This window comes from Dermacoccus sp. 147Ba, from assembly GCF_004151355.1.
GTDB lineage: Bacteria > Actinomycetota > Actinomycetes > Actinomycetales > Dermatophilaceae > Dermacoccus > Dermacoccus abyssi.
Window position 1 is genome coordinate 95781 of record NZ_SEHL01000008.1, and the last position, 19774, is coordinate 115554.

A 19774-nucleotide genomic window follows, 5' to 3' on the forward strand; every position below is an offset into this window, starting at 1 on the left:
CGTGTGGGCCGAACCGCTCCGTAGCGGGGGCGGGGCGGATATTCTCGCGGCATCGGACCGACCGAGCACCACCGACGGGGGAGCGTCATGAGCGACAACGACTGGACCAAGCGCGAGCAGGGCACGCCCGGGCAGGAAGACGACGCGACGCGTCAGTGGGGTGCCTCGCCGGCTCAGGGGAGCAACAACGCCGAGGCCCCGCACGACTCGTCCGAAGAGCGCACCCGCGCGTTCACCGCCCCCAACGAGTCAGGCGCCCAGAACACCGGCGCGACGGGACAGAACGACTCCTCGGAGGACCGCACGCGGGCCTTCACCGCTCCCAACGAGTCGGGCACCCAGAATGCCGGTGACCAGGCTCAGTACGGTTCGGCTCCCGCGGCGGGTGGGCAGAACGGGCAGCAGCAGGGTGGACAGTACGGCCAGTCTCCCTACGGCGCCAACGCTCAGGGCCAGCAGTACGGGCAGAACAACTCGTCGATCGGTCAGGGCTTCTCGAACGGACAGAACCAGTACGGCTCGCCCCAGTACGGCTCGGAGCCCCAAGGCGATGCGGGCTACGGCTCGTCGAGCCCGCAGAGCAACCAGAACCGGTACGACTCCGCCCCGCCGTCGAGTGGTCAGTACGGTCAGAACTCCTACGGTTCGACGCCGCAGGCTGGCCAGTACGGTCAGCCCAACCAGACCGAGAACGCGCAGTACGGCCAGAACCCCCAGGGTGCGAACTCGTCGATCGGCCAGGGCTTCTCGACCCATCAGAACCAGCACGACTCCGCCCCGCAGGGCGGCGGTCAGTACGGCCAGAACCAGTACGACTCAGCGCCCCAGGGCGGTGCGGGGTACGGCTCGTCGAGCCCGCAGGGAAACCAGAACCAGTACAACTCGTCCCCGCAGGGCGGGCAGTACGGCCAGAACCAGTACGGCTTCCCGGGTCAGAGCGGGCAGGGCCACCAGAACGGTCAGCCCGGCCACAACGGACAGTACGGCCAGAACAACGCCTGGCAGGGCGGTGACGCGAATAACGCGAACAGCCCGTTCGGTGCCGGCGGCCAGGGTGCTGCCGCAGCCCTGCAGGTGAAGAACCCGGACGGGTCGCTGCGCATCGGGCGCGTCGGCCTGCTCGCCTCCCTCGCGGCGCAGTTCTTCGTCATCATCGGATGCCTCGGCCCGTGGGCCAGCGTGTGGGGCAGCTCGGTCTCGGGCATGAACGGCGACGGCGTCATCGTCCTGCTGCTGTCGCTCGCCATCATCGGCCTCGGCGTCGCGCACCTTCTCGGCAAGGTTCCGGCGAAGTTCCTGTGGGGCATCGTGGTCGCCGCTGCGATCTCCTTCATCGTCGGGCTCATCGACTACGGCAATGTCAGTGACGTCGCGTCGGTGGGCTGGGGCCTCGTGTTCGTCATCTTCTTCTCGCTCGTCTCCGGTGGCGCCGCGGCCCTCGCGGCTCTGCGCGACTGACGCCGTCACCCCTTCGGGCGCCCTGCCTTGCCGGGCGACCCGAAGGGCGGTTGGCTGATCGCATGAGTACGCACGATGAGGCCGCGGAGGCCATCGACACCGTCCTGTTCGACGTCGACGGCACGCTGATCGATTCCACCTACCACCACGCCGTCGCGTGGTCCCGCGCCTTCGCGCAGCACTACCTCCACCCGCCGATGTGGCGCATCCACCGCGCCGTGGGCATGGGCGGCGACCAGCTCGTGCCGAGCGTCGTCGGCGACGACGTCGAGGAGCGCCTCGGCGACGAACTGCGCACCGCGTGGGAGGGCGAGTACCGCCAGATGCTGCCAGACGTGCGGGCCTTCGACGGCGCGGCCGACGCCGTGCGGGCCGTGCAGGAGAAGGGCTACAAGGTGGCGCTCGCGAGCTCGGGTAAGAGTGAGTTCACGGACGCCGCGCTCGAGAAGCTCGGGCTCACGCGGGACGACGTCGACGCCGTCACCTCCTCCGACGACGCGGACAACAGCAAACCGGAGCCGGACATCCTCGTCGCGGCACTCGAGGAGGCCGGTGGCCGACGCGGTGTGCTCGTCGGTGACGCCACCTGGGACGCCGAATCGGCCGGTCGCGTGCCGCAGCCGGGCATGCTCTGCGTCGCCGTCCGCACCGGCGGTTTCTCCGCCGCAGAGCTGAAGGACGCGGGCGCGGTGGCCGTGTACGACGCCGTCACCGACCTGCGCGTCGGTGCGTGGATCGACGAACTCGCCTGAGGCTCACGGGCCGTCACCGGTGCGTGGCATGGTGTGACGCATGGCCGACCTCACCGAACCCTGCCCCAACTGCGGAACGATGATGCGCTGGGAAACCTCCCACGAACGCTGCGACGGCTGCGGCTGGATCCGCCCGTGCTGCGAGGGCGCCCCCTGCCCGAGCTGACGCCGCACGCCGTCACGACGTGAGCCGATCGTGGCGTTCGAGTGGTGTTCACCGCCGCTGAGGAGGAAGGTGGACGCCATGTCGACTCACGAAGGCGGTGACGAACGCAGTTCGTCACCGAGTCCAGAGCAGCAGAACGACACCCGCCACGACGAGCCTGTGCGCACGTGTGCGTCGCCCCCGGAGGGGCCCGCGACGAGCACCGAGCCGGGCGCCGACCACCTCGAATCCGGCCTCAAGCCGCGTCACGTCACGATGATCTCCATCGCCGGCGTCATCGGCGCGGGCCTGTTCGTCGGGTCGGCGAACGCGATCAAACTGGCCGGGCCCGCCGCCATCATCAGCTACGCGGCTGCAGGTCTCGTCGTCGTCCTCGTCATGCGGATGCTGGGCGAGATGGCCACGGTCAACCCCGACACCGGGTCGTTCAGCGTCTACGCGGACCGCGCGCTCGGCAAGTGGGCGGGCTTCTCCATCGGATGGCTCTACTGGTGGGCCTGGGCGCTCATCATCCCCGTCGAGGCAACGGCCGGGGCGACGATCCTGACGAACTGGATCGACTGGCCACAGTGGGTCTTCGCCTTCCTCATCACGGCGATCCTCACGGCCACCAACCTCGTGAGCGTCGGCAACTACGGCGAGTTCGAGTTCTGGTTCGCCCTCGTCAAGGTTGTCGTCATCATCGCGTTCATCGCCGTCGGCCTCCTCGCGATCCTCGGCCTGCTGCCGACGAGTGACGTCTCGGGCCTTTCCGGCCTCACGGCCAACGGCTTCTTCGGCGACGGCCTCGGCGGCATCTTCGCCGCCATGCTCACGACGACCACCACCTACCTCGGCACGGAGATCGTGACGATCGCCGCGGCCGAGTCGAAGAACCCCGTCAGCGGCATTCGCCGCGCGGTCAACAGCGTCATCTGGCGCATCTCGATCTTCTACCTGGGCTCGATCTTCGTCGTCGTGGCTCTCGTCAACTGGCGCAGCCCGCAGCTCGCAGAGGTTGGTTCGTACCAGTTCACCCTCGAGACGATCGGCCTCGGGCAACTGACGACGGTCCTCGACCTCGCGATCCTCACCGCCGTCGCGAGCTGCCTCAACTCAGCGCTCTACACTGCGAGCCGCATGGCGTTCAGCCTCGGCCAACGCGGTGACGCTCCCGGCGCGTTCGGACGGACGAACAGCCGAGGCGTTCCTGTCGCGGCGATCCTCGCGAGCGTCGTCGTCGGCTTCGTCTGCGTCGGACTCAACTACGTCCTGCCGGACAAGATCTTCGGCTACCTCCTGTCGACGGCCGGCTGCGCGGCGCTCTTCGTGTACCTGTGCATCTCGTTCACGCAGTTGCGCTCGCGTCGCGCGATGGACGCCGCGGGCGTGGCCGTGCGGGTTCGCATGTGGCTTTTTCCGGGCCTCACGTACGCGACGATCGCGTTCATCGTCCTCGTGCTCGTCATGATGGCGTTCGACTCGGAGCAGAGCCAGAACCTGTGGTTCAGCCTCGCCGTGGCCGCCGTCGTCCTCGTGGCGTCGTTCGTGCGTCACGGGTTCAGCGGCGGTAGCGACCGCGAGATCGTCGAGGCCGCCGAGGAGGGCATCGCCGAGACCTCCGATTCGGTCTGACGACTGACGACTGACGACTGACGGCGGCACGGCGCCCCACAGTCCGGTGCGACGGGGCAGACTCGACCCATGAGCACCTACGTCATGTTCCTGCGCGGCATCAACGTCGGCGGCATTCGCGTGCCGATGCCCGAGTTGCGGAAGGTGCTCGCCGACGCGGGGTGCCGCGACGTGATGACGTGGCTCGCCACGGGCAACGTCCGCCTCGACTTCGACGGCAGTGCCGAGGAGCTCAAGCAGGTGGCCGAGCAGGCCATCGGGGACGCGTTCGACTACGAGGCGTACGTGCTCGTGCGTGACGCCGAGTCGCTGCGCGAGCTCGTCGAGAGCTGGCCGTTCACGCCCGACGAGGCCCACCACCGCTACATCGTGCTGGGCGGTGGCAGTGCCTTCGAGGCAGCCCAGGCTGCGATCGATGCGGCGCCCACCGACGAGCACGTCGCGGCGTTCGGGGAAGACCTCTACTGGCGTTGTCTCAAGGGCTCGACGACCTCGACGCCCGTGGCGAAGCTGCTCACGAAGCGGGAGTACAAGGCGACGACGACCACGCGAAACCTCAACACGCTGGAGAAGATGCTGCCCGCCGACTGAGGTTCGCGTAATCCTCCACCGCGAGGCGATCGAGCGCTGTCACCGGTGCCCGTTAGGGTGTGCCGCATGTCGACGTCACCCCCTTCGCCGCTTCGCAGCGTCGCCGTCTTCTGCGGTTCGACGCCGGGTAACGACCCTGCCCTCATGGACGTTGCCTACGAGGCGGGGCGTGTCATCGCCGAGCGCGATCTCGTGCTCGTCTACGGCGCCGGTGGCGGCGGGCTCATGGGTGCTGTGAGCCAGGGCGCTCTCGATGCCGGCGGCGAGGTCGTCGGTTTCATCCCGACGCTCATGGTCGAGCGCGAGTGGGGCCGCGTGGACCTCACCGAGTTCCACGAGGTCGACACGATGCACACCCGCAAGGCAGGCATGGCCGAGCGGGCCGACGCCTTCCTCGCCCTGCCCGGCGGCCTCGGCACGCTCGAGGAGATCTTCGAGGTGTGGACCTGGCGCACCATCGGTTACCACTCGAAGCCCGTCGGCTTCCTCGACGTCGACGGTTTCTGGCGGCCGCTGCTCGACGCGCTGCGGGGCATCAGTGACGCAGGGTTCGTGCGCGGCAGCGTCATCGACGACGCCGTCGTCGAGCCGACCATCGAGCGGGCCCTCGACGCCCTCGCCGCGCGATGCACGGTGACCGGCCAAGAACTGCGCCCCGGTTTCTGAGCACGGTCGCCTCAAGGAGGGGTCTCATGAGTGACGAGGAGTGGGTGCGCTCGCGCCTTCCCGTGCGCACCATCGAGGCCTGGCCCGAGGTCCGCGAGCGGCTCATCGCGCACTCGCTCGAGGACGATGAGGTCGGCGAGTGGCCCGGCGAAGAAGCCGACGACTCACCCGAGACCGCCGGGACGCCCGAGCCGGCAGCGGCCGAGCAGGCCGCCGAACCCGACGACGGCCTCACCGACTTCCAACGTCAGTGGTTGTCGCTGGAGGAGCCCGAAGAGGACGAGTCCGAAGCGCCGCTCGAACCCGGCTACCACTGGTGGGAGGGCATCCCCGCCGTCCGTCAGTTCCTGCTCGAGGGGTTCACGCCCGGCCCCGCAACGGTGCTGCTCGGCGAGAACGGCAGCGGCAAGTCGACGCTCGCCGAGGGCATCGCCATGGCCTACGGCCTTGCGCCCGAGGGCGGTTCGACGGGCAGCAGGCACCGCACGCGCAACACCGAGGCCGGTCTCGGTGATCAGCTGCACATCGTGCGCAACGCCGGTGCGGGCAAGGGCGGCTACTTCCTGCGCGCCGAGACGATGCACTCGTTCTTCAGTTACCTCGAGGACAACCCGGGCAATGATCCCGAAGAGCCGCTCTTCCACCAGCTCAGCCACGGCGAGTCGTTCGTCGCGCTCGTGGAACTGAGGTTCAAGCCGAAGCGGCCCGGCCTCTACGTGCTCGATGAGCCGGAGTCAGCCTTGTCGTTCGACAACCAACTGCGCCTCCTGCGTCACCTCACCGCGCTCATGGGCACGGGCAGGCACCAGATCCTGCTCGCCACCCATTCACCGATCCTCGCGGCGCTGCCAGGCGCCACCATCATCGAACTCGACGATCGGGGCTTCCGCGAGGTCGATCACGACGACGCCGGGCTCGTGCGGCAGTGGCGTCACTTCATGAACGATCCGGCTTCGTTCCTCGAGTCCTGACGCAGGCGAGCGGCGCCCGAGCGAAGGCCCGGGCGCCGCTCACGCGGGGATCAGAGCTTGCCGGTGGTCGCGTAGGCACGCAGCTGCGTCAGCGAGCCGTTGAAGATGTTCGTGTCGTAGCCCTTCGCATCCAGCGCGGCGTTCTGCCAGATCGCGTGCTTGCGGTTCTGTGACGACCACATGGTCGGCAGCGGGCCGACCGAACTGCTGTAGCGCGCGAGCCACAACGGGTTCTGGGCGAGAACGGAATCCTTGACGACGACGGCCTGCTGCGTCGTTCCGGTCTGCGGGAGCGTCCCGTTCGAACCTGCGGCACTCGCATCGGTGCCGACGCAGCGGTTCCACCAGATCGAGGCGGTGTAGATCATCGGGTTCACGCCGGTACGCGTGCGGTACTGGGTGACGAAGTCGTTGATCCACGTGCGCATCTGCGTCTGGGTCATGTCGAAACACATGGAGCCGTAGGGGTTCCACTCCATGTCGAGGGCCCCGGGCAGGGTCTTGCCGTCGTTCGACCACCCACCGCCGTTCGACACGAAGAAGTCGGCCTGCTGCGCTCCGGTGGCGGACGAGGGATTCGCGAAGTGGTAGGCACCGCGGATGATGCCGTTGTCGTACGCGCCGGTGTACTGCGAGGCGAACTTGGGGTTCTTGTAGTAGTCGCCCTCGGTGGCCTTGGTGTAGAGGAAGGCCACCCCGGCTTCCTTCCACCCGGCCCAGTCGGACAGGACCGTATGGCCGCTGATGTCGATGCCTGCGACGCTGGTCGGCTCGCTCGGCGTCACGTCGCCGCTCGGGGGCGTGACGACGGTGGTTCCGCCGGTGGTGGCATCGGTGGTCGGGTTGGTCGGGATGGGCTTGACGACACCGAGCGAGGGGGAGGTCACGTTCGGCTTCTGCGAGATCTCGATGTGGCCGGAGAACAGCGGCACGCGAGAGTTGTAGTCGATCTCGTACTGCCACTTCTTCGTCACCGCGTTGAGCGTCACGCCGGAACGCCACGTCACCTTCGCGCCGAAGGTTCGTGCCTGGAGCGAGGCGACCCGCGCCTTCTCGACGGTTTCGACTTCGGCCTTCGTGGAGTAGGAACCGTTCACCTTGAACGAGTGCGCACCGGCGATGAGCGACGCCCAGCTTGGTGTCCCCGTTCCAGATGGTACGCGCCCGGTTGTACCTCACGTCGTAGAGGTAGCCGGTCTGACGGCCGGCACCCGTACCGGCGTCGATGCGGTGGCAGGCGCCGGCCTTGATGCTCGTGCCCTTGTATTTCTTGATCGTGGAGATGGCTGACGTGCGGGCCTCCTCGCAGGCGGCCAGCGTGCTCGAGTGCGACTGCTGGTACAGCCCGTGACGGAAGGTGTAGTTGGCAGCGGCCTGTGCGGGCGCTTCGGCGGGGACGAGCAGACCGAGGCTCGCGGTGGCGGGCACGACGGAACGTCAGAATGACGGCACGGTGAGAGGCTTCCTCGTCAGGGGCGGGGGAAGAGATCCGTCGCCCACGTGAATCGCAGTGGGAAGGCTGCGGATTCGACGGTAGGGATCGCGTGCGCCCAAAGAGACCCAACGGTTTGAATCGTTATCGAGGCGCGATGTGATCGAGACCGTAGCGCGACAGTCGGTAGGCAGACCGAATGGGTGGCCAGGCACCTCGCCCGACCCTTCGGGCCCTTCGGTGGCTCAGCTCGCGCTACTGGCGGCCTTCGAGGGCGGGCGCAGTTCGTAGACGGAGACCGTGGGCGAACTGAAGATCGTGGTCGTGAGGTCGGCCAACTCCGGCGAGACCCTCGACGCGCGGGAGTCGGCGTAGAGGTAGCGCACCCCGCGTGCGGCGAGAGCGTCGAGCACCTGACGATCCGGAGCCGAGAACGCTCGCTCGTTCTGGGCGAACGCCGTCGTGTCGTAGTACGGCTGGTACATGTAGCGGTAACCGCCCACACCGTTCCGGATCCGGGCGCTGGAACTGTAGGCCCAGGCCCCGATGTCGACCGGCGAACGCGTGATGGCCGACACCCAGAAACCCCGTGCATCGCAGTGATCGACGGTCACGACGGCCGCACAGTGCACGTTGGTCGCCACGAGTGACGACTCCGGGTTCGCCTGCGCAAGGGCGCGACCCGCCTCGAGTTCGTCCTCGGTGAGTGGAGAGGTGGCGGTCGGCGGATTGGCGGGCTTGACCACCGGGGCGTATTCGGGGGTCATCGTGTACGCAGTGGCAAGGACGGGGGCAGCCAGGCTGTAGCCGAGAACGGAAGCCCCCAGTGCGAGTGCGGCCCGCGGGTGCCGCTTGCGGCGCGCGAGCAACACGATGCTCACGAGGGCGAGCAGGAGGACAACACCGGCGATCGGGGCCATACGCGACATCTGAAGCGGCGCGAGGTGCTCGTAGACGGACGTGCGTTGCCACACGAGGGCCACACCGAACGAGGCGCCGCCGATGACTCCAGCGGCCAGGGCCACCGCCCGCGTGTCGGAGCGTCTGCGTGCCCCGTTGACCAACGCGACGAACCCCCAGGCGATGAAGACCGCCGACACGGGCTGCAGCCCGCGCATGAAGTAGACCTGCGACAGGGAGGGGTGAGCGAGCGCGAACATGGCCGCCACGGCTACCAGGAACATACCGATGAACATCGAGCGCGCCACGACGTCGTCGATCGCCGCCACGAAGAGGATGGCTGCGTAGGTCGCGAGCAACGCCACGACGAACAGAGCGAGCACGTCGAAACCCGGCTCGCGCCCCATCTTCTGAAGTTCTCTCCACGGCCGCAGCTGGCGGGCGGTGGCACCGAGCAGGAAGATCGAACCGCCCCCGCCGCCGGCGAAGAGAGGTGCTGTCCCGAGCACGATGGCTCCGCCGACGGCGCCGAGCACGATGGGCCGGACGACACCGCGCCGGCGCCACAGCGCGTGCACGGTGACGATGCCGAGACCGCCCATGAGCGTCGGCAGGATCGACACCTTCGTACCCGGGCCCATGAGAGCGAGCAGGAGAGCCAGCGCCGCCGTCGGCACCGGGACGCGAGGCGTTCGCAGGATGATGATGACGACCCAGGTGAGCAACAGGCACAGGGGCAGGCTGAAAAGGTGCGAAGGGCTGACCCAGATGAGCGCGAACGTCGAGCCGGTGTCGATGACCTCGCTGAACAGCGCGACGGGTGGGACGGCGATGAGCAGCGGAGCCAGGGCCGCGACGAGGGCCGAACGAGAAAGGGCAAGACCCATCTCGTAGGCGAGGCCGAGCGTCGCCAACCCCACGGGCAGGAACCACGCGACGACGGAGACCGCGTCGATGTCGACCCCGCTCGCAAGGCTCAGTGCCGCGCCGTGGGCGTTGCTGAACCAGTGGTAGGACAAGGGTCCTTCGGCAGCTGACTGGGGATCGGTCGGCGGCACCTGATGCATGGCGAGTGCCGAGATCGCGACGTGCCACTCCATGTCCTGGTACCAGCGCAGGTGGTGGTCGAGAGGCGTGATGCGCCACAGGGTGAGTGCCAGGGAATGCAGGGCGACGGCGCTACTGACGAGGAGTGCGCCGACGGCCCACCAGCGGCTGCGGGGCGCCTCGGCAGTTTCCTGGGTGCGAGGTGCGGGCGCGAAGCGGCGGAACGCGAGTTCCCACAGGCCCGCGAACAGCGCGGGCGTTACGAGGACCAGCCAGGTCTGTCCGGTGGCGACACCGACGGCCCACCCGAGAAGTTGCGCGGCAAGGCCGGCGGTGAAGGCAACACTCAGCCGTCCCACCCGTGTGAGCGTCGGGAAGCGCCGCGTGATGACGAGCCCGGGGCCGAGGACGGTGAGGCCGTACGCGAAGACGAGACGCGCGATGTCGGGCCAGGCGACGCCGGCTCGGTTGACGGCGAAAGCGCCGGCGAGGAACGTGAATGCACCGACGGCGTCGGAGGCCTCGAGACGGCGAAGAGAGAGGGACGAGCCGGGGGAGTTCACATGCACACCGCAGCATAAAGCGCGTCATGGCGGCATTCCGCGAGGCACGCCGTCACCCCGAACGCACCCGAGCGTCCACCGTGTCACGGTGGACGCTCGGGGCAGAAGTGATTGATTCAGCCGGCGTGCTTCTGCAGTGTGGCGCCGATGGCGGGCAGCGATTCCTTGATGAGGTCGGCGGCCTTGCCGCGCATGCTGCCGTAGACCTTCGAGATCTGGTCGCGGCTCGTGGCCTGAGCGCGGGCGTCGGCAACCTTGAGGATGTCGGCGGTCACCTCGTCGCCGCGGCCGGCGAGGTAGGCGCCGAAGTCGCCCTGGCCGCCGAACTGCTCCCAGTACGGGTCGAAGATGGCGGTGATCTGCTCGAGGTTCTCGTTGAGCACCTTCGGCACGTCGGCCTTCTTCTTGGCGGCGGCGTAGCCCGTCTTGATGGCGGCGCCGGAGAGGCCGCGCTTGTTCGAGACCTCGGTGTCGATCGTGGCCGCGAGGTCGGCGGAGACAGCGGGGCGCACGGCGGGGGCGAGGAGCTTCTCGGACAGAGACATGGGGTGCCTTTCTGACGGGGTAAATACTGCGCTCACCATAGCCGCCGCGGGTGACGGCGCCGTCGCGGGTGAGGCGCGCGGTCGAACGCGGCTCGGCGGAACGCCGCGGTTGTCACCGGGCCGTGGCAGTCTCGATTCATGACGACGAGAACAGCGAACTTCTGCATTGACTGTGCCGACCCGCGGGCCTTGGCCCTGTGGTGGGCCGACGTGGTCGACGACTTCGAGGCCGACGAGCAGGACGAGTGGACCGACGAGGAGGCCTGGTTGGCCGGCCCCGTGGGGCGAGACCTCGTGTTTCTCAAGGTGCCCGAACCGAAGCAGGTCAAGAACCGCATGCACGTGTGCGTTCGCCCGGTCGACACCACGCGTGACGAGGAGGTTGAGCGTCTGCTCGCCCACGGCGCCACGATGGTCGACGATCTACGTCAGCCTGACGAGGGCTGGGCAGTGCTCGCCGACCCGGAGGGCAACGAGTTCTGCGTCCTCACCGCGGACGCGGAGCGCTGTGGCGTAGCTCAGGGCTGAAACGCTTGGGCCGCTCGTGGCACAGTGACGCCATGAGCACGCTGCCGAGTTTCGTGTCGAACACACCCGTCGAGACGCCGCGCCTCCGTCTGCGCCCGATGACGAGCGACGACGTCGCGGCGGCTGCGGCAATTCGCGCCCAGCCCGAGGTCTGCGCCTACCTCAGCCACGGTGCGCTTACGCCCGCCCAGCTCGAGGCCAGGCTGCGGCTCCGGATGGCCCGCACCACCTTGGCCAACGACGTCGAACGCGAGGTCCAGCTCGTCGTCGAGGCGTTCGCTCAGGACGATGACGCGGCGGTCGTCGGCGACTGCGGCTTCAAGGTGGCACGCGCCTGGACGCAGAACGACGCACCCACCGACAGCCTCGTTGCGCGAATCCACTACGCGATGTCACCGCACGTGGCGGGGCGCGGCCTGGGCACCGAACTCGTCGGAGCACTCGTCGCCCACCTGTTCGCCGAGCCGCACGTGCATCGCATTCAGGCCGATGTGTTCGCCGACAACGTCGCGTCGCGCACCGTGCTCGAACGCAACGGTTTTCGTCAGGAGGGCTACTTCGTCGACGACGGCATCATCGACGGCAAGTTCGTCGACGCGTGCCTCTACTCGCTTCTGCGCCGTGAGTGGGAAGGCGGTCAGGCCGCGGGGCGGTGACGCTTGAGCTTGCGCCACAGCCACGTCTCCGGCACGTGGGCGCCGGTCGCGATGTACTCCGCCGCAGCGTCCGAGTACTGCGTTTCGTGCAGCGCGAGCAGCCCCGAGCGGTGACCGACGACGAGCAGGTGGTCGTCGGTCGTCACGGTCGTCGACTCGTCGGGAGCGAAGATGTGCTCGCCGTTGCGGACGAGGACGAGCGGTACGAGCGGGAGGTGCTCGTCGCGGCCGTCGGGGCTCTTGAGGATCTGCCCGACGGTGAGTTCGTCGTGGAGCAGCCAGCGGTGCAGTGCGGGTGAGCCCTGGGCCGACAGGTCGACGAGCATCCGCTCCTTGCCGGTATGGCCGCAGTGCGCCGTGAGGCGCGCGATGATCCCCTCGGCGAACTCGTTGGGCTGCTGGACTGCGTACTCGACGAAGCTCCAGAACAGCGGCGTGACGACGCGCGCGAGGCTCTCCTGGGCGACGAGTTCGGTGGGCGTGAAGACGGAGTCGATGGCGAGGGCGCTCACGAGCGAGGCGCGTGCGTCCGACTGCTGGCGGACGGCGACGAAGAGGTCGGAGCGAGCGATCTTGGCGTGCTCGGCGAGCGCGAGGTTGGTCGTGTCGTTGTCCGTTCCGACGACGAATCCGTTGGCCCGCGAGACATCGGGGTGGCCGTCCTTGGGGTCGGCGACGGTGACGTTCATGCCGGCCCGTTCGAGATCGCTCGTCACCTCCTCGGAGAACTCACCGTCGGCGCACACCACCCAGCTGCCGCCGGGTTGGGGCAGGAACGGCTTGGGCATCTCGTCGTCGCGCGGGTCCATGAGCCACTTCACGAGGGCGTACGTGGCAGGGCGCTGCAGCGCGAGAACGAGGTAGGCGCCGTACCGGTCGCTCGGGTTGATGACGGCGTTCGGCGCGAAGTCATCCATGCGTTCCTCGACGACGCGGTCCATGCAGCGTGCGATGACGCTCGTGCCGGGGCGCAGCAACGTCGTCGCCATGACGACGGCGAGGTTGTCGGTGTCGTCGTCGGTGAGGGCCAGCACGCCCTCGCAGTGCAGATTGGCGAGCCCTGCCATGCCGAGCACGCTGGGCAGGCTCGCGTCGGCCTCGAGCGCAGGGACGTCGCTCTGCAACTCGTCCGTGGCGATCCGCTGGATGCGGTCCTCGCTGCGGTCGATGACGACGAAGCGCCGCCCCGCCTCGTCGAGTTCGCGGCAGACCTGACGCCCGGCCTGGCCGTACCCGCAGACGATGAGGAACGGCTCGCGGATGCGCTTGACCTTGCGGCGGAAGCGCTGCATCGCGACGGCGTCCTGGAAGCTCGCCGATTGAAGCAGCGACAGCAACGTACCGATGGCGTACGCCCAGCCGACGACCGTCATGAAGATGCAGACCGTCACCCACATCCGTTGGGCGGTGGTGAAGGGCACGATCTCGCCGAAGCCGATCGTCGAGGCGGTGTAGGAGATGAAGTAGAACGCCTCGAACGGCGACAGGTGCGTCGCGTTTCCGTTCGCGTCCTTGCCCGGGATGATCGACAGCCCCAGCACGGAGATGGCGAACACCGTCGTGATGAACACGAGCGGCGAACGCATCCGGCGGATGACGATGAAGATCGCGTCGGTCGACGGTGCCTCGTCGGGGATGCGCACGGGCCGCCGCAGCCGGGTGCGGTGGCGGTGGCTGTGGCGGGCGAAGAAGGCGAGCATCGCGCTCATGGGGCGCAGGGATTCAGCGTCGGCGGTAGGAGATGGTCTCGGACACGAGCAGCACGACGCTCACGATGTTCGCCAGCAGGGCGCCGCCGGAGAGCGAGACGATGCTGGAGGTGGTGCCGGGGTCGTTCTCGTATCCGCCGGCGAGAACGTAGAACGCTGCCGCGGAGACGAGTTGGAGCACAGCCACGAGGGACGTGGCGAGGTGGATAGCGCCGATTTGCGTGCGGTCACCGAACTTGAGCACGAGCGCGATGAGGTTGACGAAGATCGCCACATACAGCTCGTTGATGTTGTGCAGCTTCGGGTCGCTCATGTCGCCGATGAAGTAACCGAAGTTCATCGTGGCGGCCAGCAGCACGAAGAAGCCGAAGACGACTTTTTCGAGGTTCATGCGTGAAAGCGTACGGCGTCGAACGGTCCGCCCTCCATCGCGGTGCCGATGGGAAGGTTCCTCGCGGTGGGCGCGGGCTCGCGGGCTACTGCTCCGGGGTGACGAAGTAGGAGTCGTCCATCGCAGGGTGCGGCGCGATGGGAACGACCTGCATGCGCACGCGCTCCTCGGCCCACCGTCGCTGCTCGACGGTCTCGCGTGCGTCGTTGACGGCCTCGCACTGCTCGGCGTCGAGGTAGAACTCGAGCTGGGTGGCGCGTGCGTCGAGGCGGGCCACCTTCTCGTAGTCGTGCCCCTCGTGGGCTGCCGTGACGAGCTGCTGCACGACGCGTTCGACGGTCGAACGGCGCATGCGGCGCGCGAGCTGCGGCAGGATGTCGATGCGTCCGTCCTCGCTCACGATGATGACCATCGAGCCCTTGCCACGCCCTGCGAGGTAGCGGATCGCCGAGTTGTACCGGGCCCCGCGCGAGATGTCGCCGGTGCCCGTGGCCGCGCCGTCGAGGATGACGCCGACGGCGTGGCAGTGGCCCTCCGGGCTGACGAGGACGGCGCCGTCGATCTTGGTCAGCGCGTGGAAGGCGTTGGGCCCGAGGCGGGTCGGCTCCACCGTGTACGCCTGCGGGAGAAGGCGTTCGCCCTCGGCGCGAGCATCGGGGTGGACGACGAGCATCGTGCCGTGCTGCTGACGGATGCAGGCCTGGGCCATGTCCCACAGGATGTTCGCGTGCTGGTCGGTGGCCTCGGGGAAGACGCGCCGCACGGTGTGCACGAACGTGTCGGCGTCGACGAGGTCGCGAGGCAGCGTGGGCTGGCCGTTGTCGACGCGAAGGAACGGCGTCGTCGCGTGCCACAACTCCCACGAGCCGTTACCGACGACACGCACGGTGAAGCAGCGCTCGTCGGCCGGGTCGTAGGAGTCTACGAGGGTGCCGAGGCCGTACACGTTGCGCCCGTCGCACAGGAGCTCGAGGCCCGGGCCCGTCATTTCGAGGGCCTTGCGGAAGGCGCGGGGCACGGACACGGCCACCTCGTGCTCGAACGCGACATCGCAGCGAACGGCCCCGTGGCCGGGTTGGGCGAGCACGAGGGTGCCGAGGCTGGCGCGCCCCTCGTAGGTCTGTGCCGACACGGCGTCGAGGGCGTCACGCAGGCCGAGGGCGAACTCCTGCCCCGCGCGCGACGCGCACCCGTTGACGAAGGTGTCTGCGGCAGAACGCAGCACGGCACCTGCGTCGATGCCGATGAGGGAGACCGGGTGTTTGCGGTCGAGTTCGTGGCTGGCAGCGCGCAGCACGTCGTCGATGACGGCCTCGGGGAAGCACGCTGCGGCGTCGAAACCGTCGATCGTGGTTGTCGAGAGCTTCGGCAGTTCGGCCCACGGTTCGCTCAGCACGGCGAGCACGGGGAAGACGCGGTGGGCGTCGACGATGACGCTCATCCCGACGAAGAGTCGGCGGTCGTCGAATCGCGCTGCGGCCTCGAGTGCTTCGAGGAGAACCTGACGGTGGCAGCCCTCGCGCAGCGCGGTGAGGTAGTGCTCGGGATGCCATTCCTCGTCGGCGGCGTGGGGCACCCCGGCCGCCACCGAACGGGCCTCGGGGCAGGAGACCGGGCAGGTCGTTCGGCGCTGCTCCTCGAAGAGCGCGTCGGCGCGGCCGAGAAGTCCGGCGAGCGGTTCGACGTCGAACGCGTTGCGCTCGGGCTCGATGAGGACGGCGTCGCTGCCGTCGACGGGGAAGCCGATGAGGAAGCCACGTGGGTCGAGTTCGACGCCTGCGCGGTCGAGCGCTTCGTCGGCGAGTCGTTCCATCGACCACCGAAGCTCGCCCTGATCACCCCACAGGGACGCAGCACCACCCCGAACTGCTTCCATGGCAGGCATTTTCGCACGCCGATTTCGGTGCGAAGACCCGCGTCCCACGCGGTGGATCCCGGTGGGCTCCGGCATCGGTCAGAGAACGGCCCCCGGCTCGCGGCTACCAGGTGCGAAGAACCGAAACTGCGCGCGTCCCAGGCGAACCCGGGACGCGCGCAGCGTCAGTCGTCGTGCGTGCGGTCAGCGCAGCGTGTCGCCGTGGGGACCGTCCTCCGGGAGGCCGTCACCGACGCGGCGCACCGCGTTCTCCTGCTCGGCCTCGCCGCTGAGGGCGGTGACCTCCGGGTCGGCCAGTGCCTCGCCCGTGTCCGCGTCGTCACCGAAGTCGCCGTTCACGGAATTGATCTCGGGATCGGTCACGGCTGCGTTGTCGATGTCGGCGTTGCGCACGTCGCGCGCGCCGGCGTCGTCACCGAAACCGTCGGTGGTGGTGCGGTTCTCGCCGAGACCGTCGGCCTCGCCGTGGACGGAGTTGATCTCCGGGTCCGTGACAGGCTCGTTGTCGTCGACGGAGTAGGCGGTGTTCGGGTCGAGCGAGCTCGTCGGTGCGTCGGCGCCGACCGCACGATCGACGGCGCTCTCGCCGCCGAACTGGTCGTCGGCCGTCTGCAGGCCGTCCTGTCCGATGGCGCGGTCGATGGCCTCTTCGCTGCCGACCGCCGTGTCGCCGAAGTCACCGGTCGTCGTGCCTGCAGCGCCGGTGGCGGCGCCCGTGGCAGACACCTTGTCGACGCCGGTCATGGCGGCATTCTGCGCCTTGGCGACCTTGTCGGCGTACTTGCCGCCGGTCTTGTCGTTGACGGTGGCGCCGGCCTTCTGCACGGCGTCGGCGATCTTGCCGCGGTTGCCGTCAGCGGCTGCGGCCGCCTTCTTCTTGGCGAGCTGAGCCTTCTCGTCGAGTCCGAGCTCGGCTGCCTTGGCCTTGAGCTTGTCGGTGAATCCCATGGTCGTCTCCCTGGGGTTTCGATGGAACGGATCTACCCTTCACAACGAACCCTGCCACGCGGATGTTCCGGGCACCAGAGGCAATTCGCCGGGATGCCGGGCCGGACGGACGACGCGCCGACACCAGCCGACGCAGGTCGCTGCCGGCGCCGCCTGCAACGGATCTCGACTGGTCGATGGCTCGGTGCATTCGTCGGGCCGACGCCCGCGGCGATGACGGCCCGAGCCACCCGCATCGGGGGCGCCAGGGGCGGGCAGCAGCGTCAGTCGAGTTCGCGCACCGCGTCGGCGAGGGCGGGCATGGCCCGCTCCATCGTCGCGAGCGTCGTGACGAAGCCGTCCTGACCGCCGTACCAGGGGTCGGGCACGCCGTCGCCGGGCTCGGCCTCGGGGTCGTAGTCGGTGAGGAGGACGACGTGGTCAGGCAGGTCCCCGCCGTAGATGTCGCGCATCCGGTCGAGGTGGATGTCCTCCATGGCGACGACGAGGTCGTTCTCGTCGATCTCGTCGCGCGTGATCTGGTGCGCGCTGTGATCGTCGGCGTCGTAGCCGGCCTTCTTCAGTTCGGTGACGGCGCGAGGGTCGATCGGGTTGCCGATCTCCTCGGTGGACGTCGCGGCGCTCGTCAGCTCGACGTCGCCGAGGCCGTGTTCGGCGAAGTAGGTCGCCGCGACGCGCTCGGCCATAGGCGAGCGGCAGATGTTCCCCCAGCAGACGAACACCACCCTCCGAATGGGCGCCGCGGTGCCGGTGTCGCGTTTTCCAGGCATCATCGAACGCTGGCGACGATCTCGAGAGCGCGCTTCTGGGCCTCGAGGCCGCGGGCTGCGTTCGTCATCATGAGCTCGTCGGCCATAGCGTGCTCGGCGAACTGTTCGAGGTAGGCGCCGACGCGCTCGGGCCCGCCGATGGCGGTGTACGTGAGCATGTGCTTGGCCTGCTGGCCGGCGGGGGAGTCGAGAAGCATCTCGATCTCGTCGTCGCTGAGGCGGCGGTCGGCAGCGCCGAAGCGGGTGGCAAGGGAGCGAACGCGGGCGCGCAGGACGTCCTCGTACATCGTCGCCGCGGCGTCGTCGGTCTCGGCCGCCACGACGTTGAGGGCCGCGATGACGTGCGGCTCGGCCAGTTGCTCGGAGGGGCGGAACTCGGTGCGGTAGGCGTAAACCGCGGCCTGCAGCGCGTCGGGCGCGAAGTGGCTCGCGAAGGCGTACGGCAGGCCGAGAGCGGCGGCGAGCTTGGCACCGAACATGCTCGAGCCGAGGATGTAGAGAGGCACGTGGGTGCCCTGGCCGGGCACGGCCTCGATGCCGGCGAGGGGGCTCTCGTCGGAGAGCAGGCCCTGGAGTTCGACGACGTCCTGGGGGAAGCGGTCGCTGGCGTGCGGGTCGCGTCGCAGGGCCTGCCAGGTCCGCTGGTCGGTGCCGGGCGCCCGTCCGAGGCCGAGGTCGATGCGGCCCGGGTGCAGTTCGGCGAGGGTGCCGAACTGCTCGGCGATGACGAGCGGGGAGTGGTTCGGGAGCATGACGCCACCGGAGCCGACACGGATCGTGTTCGTGCGCGCCGCGACGTGCGCGAGCAGCACCGACGTCGCCGCGGACGCGATGTGTTTCATGTTGTGGTGCTCGGCGAACCAGATGCGCTCGAAACGGCCCGTCGCCTCAGCCGCCTGGGCGAGTTCGACGCTCGCGTTGATGGCGTCGCCGACGCTCTGGCCGCCGCCCACCTGGGCGAGGTCGAGGATCGACAGGGGGATGTCGCTGGCCTTCTTGGCGAACGACACGGTCTCGATCGTGGTGTCGTCCGGCGAGGAGCTCGCGCGGGTCGTCGGGTCGGTCGGGTGGGATGCGCCGTTGTCACTCACATTCGGGTCAACGCCCGGCGTCGGGGCCGGCATTCCCCGGCGGCTCAGCTCGCTTCGGTGAGCAGGTGCGTGTCGGTGGGTCGCTTGGGTTCGGCGATGAGGGCGTCGAGGCGTTTGGCCAGCTTGCGGTGCAGCCAGGCCGAGGGGTGGAAGCCGTCCTCGGCGAAGGCCTTGTCCTGCTCGAGCAGCCCCGATTCTGTGAGCAGGTAGTGCTGCACGTTCGGGTAGGTGGCGACGACGTTAGCCGCGACGGCGTCGAAGCGCAGGGCGCGGCTGCCGAGGGTGTGGCCGAGGAACGTCGGCATCGCGGGGAACTCCTGGATCGGCGGCACGCCGAGCAGGACGACCTGCACGAGCGGATTCACCTCGGTGATCGTGTCGAGCAGTGTGCGCAGACTGGTGCGCCAGGCGTCCTCGGTGCGTAGGTTCTTGACGTCGTTGACGCCGACGCTGACGACCACCGCGTCGGCGCGCGCGAGTTCGCTGCGGACTGCGTCGGTGCCGGCGAGGAGGCTGACGTCGTGGGCGTCGGCGCCGGAGCGAGCGATGACGTGCCAGGCGACGGGGTGTTCGAAGCGCTCGGACATGCGGCAGGCGAGACGCCCGGCGATGCTGTCGCGGTGGTGTTCGATGCCGACGCCGTCGGCCACGCTGTCGCCGAGCACGACGAGGTGATGGTCGTCCTCGGGCTCGAAGTGGGAGCCGTTCGGCACGGTACTGGCCACGCCCTCACGCGCGGTGGCGCTGGGCAGCCGGGCGATGTCGTGACGCACACGTCGCCCCTGGACGATGAGCGCGGGCGCGCGCAGAAGAAGCGTCGGCAGCGAGCACCCGGGTGCTCGGGAGGAGACCTTCGAGCGGACGCGGCGGACGGCGCGGGCGACCCCGGACGAGCGGCGTTCGGCTAAGAGGTCACGCATGGCGCCCATGGTTGCCGATTTCACGAAGATGACGCCACGCCGACGCGACTCGTTCACCCAACCGTTAGGTCGCTGTGACCTGCGGGTGAGCTACCTCACCCGATGAGTGCCGCGCACGCGTCGCGGCGACGTTGCCCGGGCTAGGGGGCTCTGCGACTCGAACCGCCGCCAGTCTTTGTG

The 19774-nt window shown here is 68.8% G+C and carries 19 protein-coding genes; 8 read left to right on the forward strand and 11 right to left on the reverse strand.

The annotated features are described in order from the left end of the window. Positions 1-87: 87 nt before the first annotated feature. Both EVU97_RS11395 and EVU97_RS11400 read left to right on the forward strand, forming a co-directional pair. On the forward strand, positions 88-1458 hold the full coding sequence (locus EVU97_RS11395; RefSeq protein ID WP_129665900.1) for a hypothetical protein: 1371 nt from the start codon (positions 88-90) through the stop codon (positions 1456-1458). Between the two features lie 62 nt (positions 1459-1520). Continuing rightward, positions 1521-2210, forward strand: coding sequence for an HAD family hydrolase (locus EVU97_RS11400; RefSeq protein ID WP_129665902.1), 690 nt, complete (start codon positions 1521-1523; stop codon positions 2208-2210). A gap of 3 nt (positions 2211-2213) precedes the next feature. On the opposite strand, the gene EVU97_RS11405 is transcribed toward EVU97_RS11400, so the two are convergent. Then, a complete protein-coding gene (locus EVU97_RS11405; protein WP_129665905.1) occupies positions 2214-2456 on the reverse strand; it encodes a hypothetical protein in 243 nt (80 codons plus the stop codon). On the opposite strand from EVU97_RS11405, the gene EVU97_RS11410 reads away from it, so the two are divergent. The 4 genes from EVU97_RS11410 to EVU97_RS11425 all read left to right on the forward strand — a co-directional run bounded on the left by EVU97_RS11410 (position 2455) and on the right by EVU97_RS11425 (position 6218). Beyond that, positions 2455-3990 carry an amino acid permease gene (locus EVU97_RS11410; protein WP_129665907.1) on the forward strand — a complete coding sequence of 512 codons (1536 nt, stop codon included), beginning with the start codon at positions 2455-2457 and terminating at the stop codon, positions 3988-3990. The two genes, EVU97_RS11405 and EVU97_RS11410, sit on opposite strands and share 2 nt — an antisense overlap. Before the next feature lie 69 nt (positions 3991-4059). Then, positions 4060-4581, forward strand: coding sequence for a DUF1697 domain-containing protein (locus tag EVU97_RS11415; RefSeq protein WP_129665909.1), 522 nt, complete (start codon positions 4060-4062; stop codon positions 4579-4581). Positions 4582-4647: 66 nt separating this feature from the next. Then, positions 4648-5247, forward strand: a complete 600-nt coding sequence (locus EVU97_RS11420; protein ID WP_129665911.1) for a TIGR00730 family Rossman fold protein — start codon at positions 4648-4650, stop codon at positions 5245-5247. 26 nt (positions 5248-5273) lie between these two features. After that, entirely contained in the window at positions 5274-6218 is a 945-nt protein-coding gene (locus EVU97_RS11425; RefSeq protein ID WP_129665913.1) for an AAA family ATPase, read from the forward strand. 50 nt (positions 6219-6268) lie between these two features. Here EVU97_RS11425 and EVU97_RS11430 read toward each other — a convergent pair whose 3' ends face one another. The 3 genes from EVU97_RS11430 to EVU97_RS11445 form a co-directional block, all read right to left on the reverse strand. After that, positions 6269-7315, reverse strand: coding sequence for a GH25 family lysozyme (locus EVU97_RS11430; RefSeq protein WP_240730213.1), 1047 nt, complete (start codon positions 7313-7315; stop codon positions 6269-6271). A gap of 580 nt (positions 7316-7895) precedes the next feature. After that, entirely contained in the window at positions 7896-10166 is a 2271-nt protein-coding gene (locus EVU97_RS11440; protein WP_129665915.1) for a hypothetical protein, read from the reverse strand. 110 nt (positions 10167-10276) lie between these two features. Next, positions 10277-10705, reverse strand: a complete 429-nt coding sequence (locus tag EVU97_RS11445) for a hypothetical protein (RefSeq protein WP_129665917.1) — start codon at positions 10703-10705, stop codon at positions 10277-10279. A gap of 138 nt (positions 10706-10843) precedes the next feature. Here EVU97_RS11445 and EVU97_RS11450 point away from each other — a divergent pair, with 138 nt between their 5' ends. Together EVU97_RS11450 and EVU97_RS11455 are read left to right on the forward strand one after the other, a co-directional pair. Next, positions 10844-11233 (forward strand): VOC family protein, encoded by a 390-nt coding sequence (locus EVU97_RS11450; RefSeq protein ID WP_047310955.1) that lies wholly within the window; start codon positions 10844-10846, stop codon positions 11231-11233. A 32-nt stretch (positions 11234-11265) separates the two neighbouring features. Continuing rightward, entirely contained in the window at positions 11266-11889 is a 624-nt protein-coding gene (locus EVU97_RS11455; protein WP_129665919.1) for a GNAT family N-acetyltransferase, read from the forward strand. On the opposite strand, the gene EVU97_RS11460 is transcribed toward EVU97_RS11455, so the two are convergent. The 7 genes from EVU97_RS11460 to EVU97_RS11490 all read right to left on the reverse strand — a co-directional run bounded on the left by EVU97_RS11460 (position 11871) and on the right by EVU97_RS11490 (position 19594). Further along, positions 11871-13598: an NAD-binding protein gene (locus tag EVU97_RS11460; RefSeq protein ID WP_129665921.1), complete on the reverse strand. Its 1728-nt coding sequence runs from the start codon at positions 13596-13598 to the stop codon at positions 11871-11873. The genes EVU97_RS11455 and EVU97_RS11460 overlap by 19 nt on opposite strands. Before the next feature lie 13 nt (positions 13599-13611). Continuing rightward, positions 13612-13989, reverse strand: coding sequence for a DUF6394 family protein (locus tag EVU97_RS11465; protein WP_047310957.1), 378 nt, complete (start codon positions 13987-13989; stop codon positions 13612-13614). An 85-nt stretch (positions 13990-14074) separates the two neighbouring features. Beyond that, positions 14075-15865 carry a DNA integrity scanning protein DisA nucleotide-binding domain protein gene (locus tag EVU97_RS11470; RefSeq protein WP_129665923.1) on the reverse strand — a complete coding sequence of 597 codons (1791 nt, stop codon included), beginning with the start codon at positions 15863-15865 and terminating at the stop codon, positions 14075-14077. 183 nt (positions 15866-16048) lie between these two features. Beyond that, entirely contained in the window at positions 16049-16813 is a 765-nt protein-coding gene (locus tag EVU97_RS15130; protein WP_205744896.1) for an antitoxin, read from the reverse strand. Between the two features lie 263 nt (positions 16814-17076). Next, positions 17077-17583, reverse strand: coding sequence for a low molecular weight protein-tyrosine-phosphatase (locus EVU97_RS11480; RefSeq protein ID WP_052946920.1), 507 nt, complete (start codon positions 17581-17583; stop codon positions 17077-17079). Then, positions 17583-18593: an LLM class flavin-dependent oxidoreductase gene (locus EVU97_RS11485; protein WP_370448533.1), complete on the reverse strand. Its 1011-nt coding sequence runs from the start codon at positions 18591-18593 to the stop codon at positions 17583-17585. Before EVU97_RS11485 ends, EVU97_RS11480 begins: the two co-directional genes overlap by 1 nt. Before the next feature lie 125 nt (positions 18594-18718). Continuing rightward, a complete protein-coding gene (locus tag EVU97_RS11490; RefSeq protein ID WP_165357949.1) occupies positions 18719-19594 on the reverse strand; it encodes an SGNH/GDSL hydrolase family protein in 876 nt (291 codons plus the stop codon). Positions 19595-19774 lie beyond the last annotated feature (180 nt).

What these genes read in the sequence shown, in the direction of transcription:
- EVU97_RS11395 (WP_129665900.1), top strand. Translation starts at nt 88, where the DNA reads ATGAGCGACAACGACTGGACCAAGCGCGAGCAGGGCACGCCCGGGCAG.
- EVU97_RS11400 (WP_129665902.1), top strand. Translation starts at nt 1,521, where the DNA reads ATGAGTACGCACGATGAGGCCGCGGAGGCCATCGACACCGTCCTGTTC.
- EVU97_RS11410 (WP_129665907.1), top strand. Translation starts at nt 2,455, where the DNA reads ATGTCGACTCACGAAGGCGGTGACGAACGCAGTTCGTCACCGAGTCCA.
- EVU97_RS11405 (WP_129665905.1), bottom strand. Translation starts at nt 2,456, where the DNA reads ATGGCGTCCACCTTCCTCCTCAGCGGCGGTGAACACCACTCGAACGCC.
- EVU97_RS11415 (WP_129665909.1), top strand. Translation starts at nt 4,060, where the DNA reads ATGAGCACCTACGTCATGTTCCTGCGCGGCATCAACGTCGGCGGCATT.
- EVU97_RS11420 (WP_129665911.1), top strand. Translation starts at nt 4,648, where the DNA reads ATGTCGACGTCACCCCCTTCGCCGCTTCGCAGCGTCGCCGTCTTCTGC.
- EVU97_RS11425 (WP_129665913.1), top strand. Translation starts at nt 5,274, where the DNA reads ATGAGTGACGAGGAGTGGGTGCGCTCGCGCCTTCCCGTGCGCACCATC.
- EVU97_RS11445 (WP_129665917.1), bottom strand. Translation starts at nt 10,705, where the DNA reads ATGTCTCTGTCCGAGAAGCTCCTCGCCCCCGCCGTGCGCCCCGCTGTC.
- EVU97_RS11450 (WP_047310955.1), top strand. Translation starts at nt 10,844, where the DNA reads ATGACGACGAGAACAGCGAACTTCTGCATTGACTGTGCCGACCCGCGG.
- EVU97_RS11455 (WP_129665919.1), top strand. Translation starts at nt 11,266, where the DNA reads ATGAGCACGCTGCCGAGTTTCGTGTCGAACACACCCGTCGAGACGCCG.
- EVU97_RS11460 (WP_129665921.1), bottom strand. Translation starts at nt 13,598, where the DNA reads ATGAGCGCGATGCTCGCCTTCTTCGCCCGCCACAGCCACCGCCACCGC.
- EVU97_RS11465 (WP_047310957.1), bottom strand. Translation starts at nt 13,989, where the DNA reads ATGAACCTCGAAAAAGTCGTCTTCGGCTTCTTCGTGCTGCTGGCCGCC.
- EVU97_RS11470 (WP_129665923.1), bottom strand. Translation starts at nt 15,865, where the DNA reads ATGGAAGCAGTTCGGGGTGGTGCTGCGTCCCTGTGGGGTGATCAGGGC.
- EVU97_RS15130 (WP_205744896.1), bottom strand. Translation starts at nt 16,813, where the DNA reads ATGGGATTCACCGACAAGCTCAAGGCCAAGGCAGCCGAGCTCGGACTC.
- EVU97_RS11480 (WP_052946920.1), bottom strand. Translation starts at nt 17,583, where the DNA reads ATGCCTGGAAAACGCGACACCGGCACCGCGGCGCCCATTCGGAGGGTG.
- EVU97_RS11490 (WP_165357949.1), bottom strand. Translation starts at nt 19,594, where the DNA reads ATGCGTGACCTCTTAGCCGAACGCCGCTCGTCCGGGGTCGCCCGCGCC.